At 72.6% G+C, this 7,277-nt stretch carries 7 protein-coding genes; 2 read left to right on the top strand and 5 right to left on the bottom strand.

Annotation, left to right across the window (positions count from 1 at the left end):
- The 4 genes from ACX9I7_RS21245 to ACX9I7_RS21230 form a co-directional block, all read right to left on the bottom strand.
- Nucleotides 1–301, bottom strand: a 301-nt coding sequence (locus ACX9I7_RS21245; protein ID WP_459388193.1) for a 2-oxoglutarate dehydrogenase E1 subunit family protein, incomplete at its 3' end; no start/stop codon positions are given.
- A 242-nt stretch (nucleotides 302–543) separates the two neighbouring features.
- Complete coding sequence (locus ACX9I7_RS21240) at nucleotides 544–1,644, bottom strand: sensor histidine kinase (RefSeq protein ID WP_189451446.1); 1,101 nt, start codon at nucleotides 1,642–1,644, stop codon at nucleotides 544–546.
- A gap of 49 nt (nucleotides 1,645–1,693) precedes the next feature.
- Nucleotides 1,694–2,431, bottom strand: coding sequence for a response regulator transcription factor (locus ACX9I7_RS21235; protein ID WP_126916018.1), 738 nt, complete (start codon nucleotides 2,429–2,431; stop codon nucleotides 1,694–1,696).
- Nucleotides 2,432–2,521: 90 nt separating this feature from the next.
- Nucleotides 2,522–3,202 (bottom strand): spermidine synthase family protein, encoded by a 681-nt coding sequence (locus tag ACX9I7_RS21230; RefSeq protein ID WP_358626983.1) that lies wholly within the window; start codon nucleotides 3,200–3,202, stop codon nucleotides 2,522–2,524.
- A 175-nt stretch (nucleotides 3,203–3,377) separates the two neighbouring features.
- Here ACX9I7_RS21230 and ACX9I7_RS21225 point away from each other — a divergent pair, with 175 nt between their 5' ends.
- Nucleotides 3,378–4,196, top strand: a complete 819-nt coding sequence (locus tag ACX9I7_RS21225; RefSeq protein WP_358626985.1) for a rhomboid-like protein — start codon at nucleotides 3,378–3,380, stop codon at nucleotides 4,194–4,196.
- A gap of 169 nt (nucleotides 4,197–4,365) precedes the next feature.
- Nucleotides 4,366–6,774 carry an endopeptidase La gene (lon, locus tag ACX9I7_RS21220; RefSeq protein ID WP_459388192.1) on the top strand — a complete coding sequence of 803 codons (2,409 nt, stop codon included), beginning with the start codon at nucleotides 4,366–4,368 and terminating at the stop codon, nucleotides 6,772–6,774.
- 46 nt (nucleotides 6,775–6,820) lie between these two features.
- Here lon and ACX9I7_RS21215 read toward each other — a convergent pair whose 3' ends face one another.
- A complete protein-coding gene (locus ACX9I7_RS21215) occupies nucleotides 6,821–7,249 on the bottom strand; it encodes a MarR family winged helix-turn-helix transcriptional regulator (RefSeq protein WP_459388191.1) in 429 nt (142 codons plus the stop codon).
- Between the last annotated feature and the right edge of the window lie 28 nt (nucleotides 7,250–7,277).

Raw genomic sequence — 7,277 nt, 5'->3', positions numbered from 1 at the left:
ACGCCCACGAATGCTCCGGAGCGGCCGGCGCCTGCGGCGCGGCGGCCGGGGCCTGGGCGGCGGCCGGTGCGGCCGAAGCGCCCCCGGTCACAGCCTGCCCCGGCGGAGCCGGGGCAGTGCCCGGCTTGTAGTCGGCGAAGAAGTCCCACCAGGCTCGGTCGACCGAGTTCGGGTCCTGGAGGTACTGCTGGTAGATCTCGTCGACGAGCCACTCATTGGGACCGAACACGTCGGCAGGGCTCTTGCCCTGCCCCGCTTGGTCGGTCGAGACGCTCGAGGTGTTGGGGGACTGTGGCGACACGGCGGCAACCGCCCTCTTCCGCTTCCTAAGGTGGTGGACAGCGGGAATAAAGGCTACGCCTGTCGGGACCCCTAATGCAGGCCACCCGGGCCAGATCGTCGCCTAAGTCACACTCGACCTCTGGTTTCAGGGCACGAAGAGCTGGGAAAACCCGAAGGTTCCGCTTGACCCCGGGCTCTCCTGGGTTCGCCGAATCCTGCCCCACACCGGGTCGGATGTGTGCTCCCACCACCGACCCTACGTCAACTCGGCTCACGAGGACCTCCCGGAAGCGTGACCTTGATGCGGCACCCACGCGGGGACTCGGCCACCCCGATGCTCCCGCCGTGGAGGTCCACCGCCCAGCGGGCGATGGCCAGGCCCAGCCCCGTCCCGCCGTCCGCGCCCGGGCCCTGCGAGGCGCCGGAGCCCCGGTTGAAGCGCTCGAAGACGCGGTGCCGCTCGGCCTCGGGGATGCCCGGCCCCTCGTCCACCACCTCCAGGGCCAGCGACTGGGCCCCCTCGCCCCGGCGGGCCCGCACGGTGACACGGCCGTGCGGGGGAGAGTGCTTGACGGCGTTGTCCACCAGATTGGCGACCACCTGGTGCAGCCGTTCGGCGTCCGCGTGCGCCGTGAGCTCCGGGGGCGAGACGTCCAGGTGCAGATGGACGTCCTTGCGGGCGCGCGGCGAGGAGCCGCTGCCGCAGGCCATGCTCGCCTCCTTGAGCACTCCCGCCAGATACGGCCAGACCTCGAAGCGCCGGGCGTGCAGCGGCACCACCCCGTTGTCCAGCCGGGACAGGTCCAGCAACTGCTCCACCAGCCGGCCCAGCCGCTCGGTCTGCCGCAGCGCGGTGCGCATCGTCTCCGGGTCGGGGGCCGAGACCCCGTCCACCACGTTCTCCAGCACGGCCCGCAGCCCCGCGATGGGGGTGCGCAGCTCGTGCGAGACGTTGGCGACCAGCTCCTTGCGGTGGGTGTCCACCGCCTCCAGATCGGCCGCCATCCGGTTGAAGGCCTCGGCCAGGTCCCCGAACTCGTCCCGCCGCCCGGCCCGCACCCGACGGGTGTAGTCACCCCGTGCCATCGACCGGGTGACCGCGGTCATCTCGTCCAGCGGCGCGGTCAGGCCGTGTGCCACGAACTGGGTGATCAGCAGGGAGGCGATGATCGAGAAGACGGTGATCACCCGGAGCTCGGTCGCCGAGTGGATGGCGACGAACACCAGGAACGTCGTGATCACCACCGAGCCGATCACCAGCGCGCCCAGCGCCGCCTTCACCGACCGATAGGGGTCCAGGGGCCGCAGCGCCTCCCAGAGCCTGCTCCACAGCCCCTGCGGCGGCCGGCCGTCACCGGGCACCGGGATCACCGTAACGAGTCATGCCGCCCGCCCCGCCCCACAGGTGCCGTCATGCCGCCGGGGTCTCCAGCGCGTAGCCCACCCCGTGGACCGTACGGATCCGCTCCGCCCCGATCTTGCGGCGCAGCGCCTTGATGTGGCTGTCCACCGTCCGGGTGCCGGAGGCGTCCGCCCAGTCCCACACCTCGGCGAGCAGCTGCTCGCGGGAGAGGACCGCGCGCGGGGTGTTGGCCAGGCAGACGAGCAGGTCGAACTCGGTCGGCGTCAGATGGACGTCCCCGCCGCGCACCCGCACCCGGCGCTGCGCGTGGTCGATCTCCAGCTCGCCGAGGCGCAGGATGCCGCTGCGCGGGGTGTGCGCGGCCAGCGTGGCCCGCTCCACCCGGCGCAGCAGGACGTGCACCCGGGCGGCGAGCTCGCGCATCGAGAACGGCTTGGTCATGTAGTCGTCCGCCCCGACGCCGAGCCCGACCAGCATGTCGGTCTCGTCGTCGCGCGCGGTCAGCATGAGGACGGGAACCGGCCGCTGCGCCTGCACCCGGCGGCAGACCTCGAGGCCGTCGAAACCGGGCAGCATCACGTCCAGGACCAACAGGTCCGGCTGCCATGCCTCGGCGGTGTCGACGGCGGCGGGCCCGTCGCCCGCGGTGCGTACCTGAAATCCCTCGGCCCGCAAACGGGCCGCGATGGCATCGGTGATCGTCCGGTCGTCCTCGACGATCAGTACCCGACGCTGTGCCCCGGTGGAGGCCACGACGCCGCTCGGGCCGATGTGTGTGTGCTCCATGCGCCCCGCCCCTAAGCGTGTTCCCGTAGCGATGTGACTACGGGTCCTGCACCTGTGGAAGGCAGGGTACGGGCACCCGGAGGGACTCGGCTACGCGGCGCGGATGCCGAGGTGAACGACGTCCGGGACGCCTCGGGCAACGGTGATCTCTTCCGTCGTTACCCCGGCGAACCCGGCATTACGGAGGGCCTGTTCGAACGCCGCCGAGGGCTGCGCGGACCACACCGCGAGCACCCCGCCGGGCGTCAGCCGGTCCCGGCACGCGGCGAGTCCGGTGGGGGAGTAGAGGCTGCCGTTGTCCTCCGTGACGGTCCAGTCGGGGCCGTTGTCGATGTCCAGGCAGAGCGCGTCGAAACCGGGGCCCGGCGCCCGGAGGTACGCCACGAGGTCGGCGTGGACGATCTCGGTGCGGGGGTCGGCGAGCGCCGCCGCCGAGTACGCGCCCAGCGGCCCCTCGCGGTGCCAGTCCACGACGGCCGCCTCCCGTTCGACGACGGCGATCCGCCCCCAGCGCGGCTCCTCCGCCGCCCGGGCGAGCGAGAAGCCCACACCGAGGCCACCGATCAGGACGGCCGGTTCCTTTCGCTCCGCGGGGAGGGCGGCCAGGGCCGCGTCGACGAGCAGCCGCTCGGAGCGCCCGTCCGAGGTGTCCATCAGGAAACAACCGTTGGCGATGATCTCGAAGTGCTCGCTCCGCCGTCTGAGCACGACCTCTCCATAGGGGCCCTCGCGGCGGTCGATGACGGTGGCGGGCGAGTCGTAGCGGCGCATTGCTTACTGCCTCCTGTTGACCGTTCGGTGACTGTCGACGAATCGGCCGACGCCAGTAAGCGTCAAGAGGTTGACAAAGGTGATGGGAGTCACGACCAGAGGTTGATCCGGCGCCCGACCGTGGACCTTAATGTTCAAGCAAGCCCGGAGGAACGCGCGGAAAGGGGCCGACCGAGTGACAGCGGTTGACGCCGATCGGAACGCCCACGCGACGGCCGCCGCCCCCGGCCGCCTGCGCACCGCGCTCCGCCGCCTCGGCCGGCTGCTGCCCACCCCCACCGGCACGCCCTTCACCTTCTGCTACGGCCTGATCCTGCTGGGCACGGCCGTCTACGCCGACTTCGGCGATCAGGCCACCGTCGACCAGCTGCTCCGCGACTCCAGCACGGACGCCGCCCACCTGACCGACCAGCCGTTGGTCGTCCTGGTCGCCAGCGCCCTGTGGGTGGCCGGCGGGCTCTACTCGGCCTACGGCGTGGCCTTCGCGCTCGTCCTCACCGCGCTGGAACGGCGCGTGGGCGGCGCCCGGACGGCCGGGGTCTTCCTCGTCGGCCACGTCCTGGCCACCCTCGCCACGGAGCTCCCGGTGGCCGGCGCCGTCGCGGCCGGGCAGCTGCCCGAATCCTCGCTGCACCGGCTCGACTACGGCATCAGCTTCGGCCTCATGGCCTGCATCGGCGCGCTCTCCGGGCTGGTGTCGCGCCCGGCGCGCTGGGCCATGCTGGGCGTGGCGGGCGCGATGTGCGCCCAGGACCTGATCGAGCTCATCGATCCGCTGGCCAGCGCGGGGCACCCCATCGCGCTGCTCACGGGCATCGCCTGCCGGTCGCTGATCCGCGACGGGCTGCCGGGGCCGGCCCGGGCGCGCGAGCGGGCGGAGGCGGCGGCGGACGTCGTGCCGCCCGCGCGGGCGGCGGTCCCCGCGCCCCCGCGCCGGCGCGTGGAGGGCGACGAGCCCCGCGCCGCGGCGGACACCGCCCTTCGCGGCCGCTGAGCGGCCGGACCGGAATTCACCCCGACGGGCTACCCCGCACCACCCCCCTGGCGATCGCTCACAGTGGTCGCTCAGGTGATCGCTCACAGCGAACAAACCCCTGGGAACAATCACCCCTGTCCCGGGCATTGAGTCGGCATAGCTCAACTTGCCTGCCGAAGGGGAGATCATGGCTTCGATGTCCGCACCGCTCACCCTGCCCGTGCTGCCGCTCGACGACGAGGTCGTGCTGCCCGGCATGGTGGTCCCGCTCGACCTGTCGGACACGGAGGTCCGGGCCGCCGTCGAGGCCGCCCAGGCCGCGGCGAAGGGCTCCGGCGGCAAGCCGCGCGTCCTGCTCGTCCCACGCGTGGACGGCACGTACGCGGGCGTCGGCACGCTGGGCACGGTCGAGCAGGTGGGCCGGCTGTCGGACGGCGACCCCGGCGCGCTCATCCGCGGCGACCGCCGCGTGCGCATCGGCGCGGGCACGACCGGCCCCGGCGCCGCCCTGTGGGTCGAGGGCACCTCGATGGAGGAGCTCACCCCCGACCCACTGCCCGGCGCGGTGGCGGAGTTGATCAAGGAGTACAAGGCCCTCGCCACCAGCTGGCTGCGCAAGCGCGGGGCCTGGCAGGTCGTGGACCGCGTCCAGCAGATCGAGGACCCCGGCCTGCTCGCCGACAACTCCGGCTACTCGCCCTTCCTCACCGTCGCCCAGCGCGTCGAGCTGCTGGAGACCAACGACCCGGTGGCCCGCCTGAAGCTCGCCGTGAAGTGGCTCGGCGACCACCTCGCCGAGCAGGACGTGGCCGAGTCCATCGCCAAGGACGTCCAGGAAGGCGTCGACAAGCAGCAGCGCGAATTCCTCCTCCGCCGCCAGCTGGAGGCCGTCCGCAAGGAGCTCGCCGAGCTCAACGGCGACCCGGAGAACGAGTCCGAGGACTACCGCGCCCGCGTCGAGGCCGCCGACCTGCCCGGACACGTCCGCGAAGCGGCCCTCAAGGAGGTCGGCAAGCTGGAGCGCGCCTCCGACCAGAGCCCCGAGGGCGGCTGGATCCGCACCTGGCTCGACACGGTCCTGGAGCTGCCGTGGAACGAGCGCACCGAGGACGCCTACGACATCCCCGGCGCGAAGGCCGTGCTCGACGCGGACCACGCGGGCCTGGAGGACGTCAAGGAACGGATCACCGAGTACCTGGCGGTGCGCAAGCGGCGCGCCGACCGGGGGCTGGGCGTGGTCGGCGGGCGGCGCGGGGGCGCGGTGCTCGCGCTCGTCGGCCCGCCCGGCGTGGGCAAGACCTCGCTGGGCGAGTCCGTCGCCCGCGCCATGGGCCGGAAGTTCGTCCGCGTCGCCCTCGGCGGCGTCCGCGACGAGGCCGAGATCCGCGGCCACCGGCGGACGTACGTGGGCGCGTTGCCCGGCCGGATCGTCCGGGCCGTCAAGGAGGCCGGTTCGATGAACCCGGTCGTCCTCCTCGACGAGATCGACAAGGTCGGCTCCGACTTCCGCGGCGACCCGGCCGCGGCCCTCCTGGAGGTCCTCGACCCCGCCCAGAACCACACCTTCCGCGACCACTACCTGGAGGTCGAACTCGACCTCTCCGACGTCGTCTTCCTGGCCACCGCCAACGTGCTGGAAGCCATCCCCGAGGCCCTCCTCGACCGTATGGAGCTCGTCCGCCTCGACGGCTACACCGAGGACGAGAAGGTCGTCATCGCCCGCGACCACCTGCTCCGCCGCCAGCTGGAGCGCGCCGGCCTGGAGGCCGACGAGGTCGTGCTGGAGGACGACGCCTTGCGCAAGCTCGCCGGCGAGTACACCCGCGAAGCGGGTGTACGGAACCTGGAGCGCGCCATCGCCCGGCTGCTCCGCAAGGTCGCGGCCGAGCACGAACTGGGCGAGCGGGAGCTGCCCTTCACCATCGGCACGGAGGAACTGCGCCCGCTGATTGGACGCCCGCACCACACGCCCGAGTCCGCCCAGGACCCGGCCGAGCGGCGAACGGCCGTCCCGGGTGTGGCCACGGGCCTCGCGGTCACCGGCGCGGGCGGCGACGTGTTGTTCGTCGAGGCGTCCTTGGCCGACCCGGAGACCGGCGGCGCGGGCCTGACGCTCACCGGCCAGCTCGGCGACGTCATGAAGGAGTCGGCCCAGATCGCCCTGTCCTTCCTCCGCTCCCACGGCGCCGAGCTGGAGCTCCCGGTCGGCGACTTCAAGGAACGCGGCGTCCACCTCCACGTCCCGGCGGGCGCGGTCCCGAAGGACGGCCCGAGCGCGGGCGTCACGATGACGACGGCCCTGGCCTCGCTCCTCTCCGGCCGCCAGGTCCGCCCGGAGGTGGCGATGACGGGCGAGGTGTCGCTGACCGGGCGGGTGCTGCCCATCGGCGGGGTGAAGCAGAAGCTGCTCGCCGCGCACCGGGCGGGCATCACCACGGTGATCATCCCCAAGCGGAACGAGCCGGATCTGGACGATGTGCCGGCCGAGGTGCTGGAGAAGCTGGAGGTCCACCCGGTGTCGGACGTCCGGAGGGTGCTGGAGCTGGCGCTGACGCCGGCGACGGTCCCGGGTGAGCAGGTGCCGCTGGCGGCGTGAGCGGTGACGAATGACAAAGGCCCCCACCCGGGGGCCTTTTGTCGTATCAGGGGTGGTGGCTGACGGCTCGGTCGAGGAGGGCGTGGAGGGTGGCCTTCTCGTCGTGGGTGAGGGCGCTCAAGGGGGAGTCCTCGGAGAGGGCGGCGATGAGGCGCTCACGCAGCGCCGTGCCCTCGGCCGTCAGGATCAGCTGCTTGGCGCGGCGGTCCGTGGGGTGGGGGTGGCGCTCCAGGAGCCCCAGGCACTCCAGCTTGTCGATGACGAACGTCGCGTTGGACGGCTCGCAGCTCATGCGGTCGGCGAGCTCCCGCATCGTCATCGGGCCGCTGAGCTCGCGGAGGGCCGTGGCCTGCGGCGCGGTGAGGCCGAGGCCGGTCGCGGCCACGCGGACGTGGTCGGAGATCTGGCGGGCGAGGCCGTTCACCAGTCCGCAGAGCTGTCGCTCGGCGAGGGTCTGCGGTTCTGGGCTGCTCATGGAGCCATCTTAAGCCAACTGCATCAAG

Source organism: Streptomyces sp. L500, from assembly GCF_054551825.1.
Note: the sequence above shows the minus strand (reverse complement) of the source record. Positions and strands in the feature narration are given on the sequence as shown.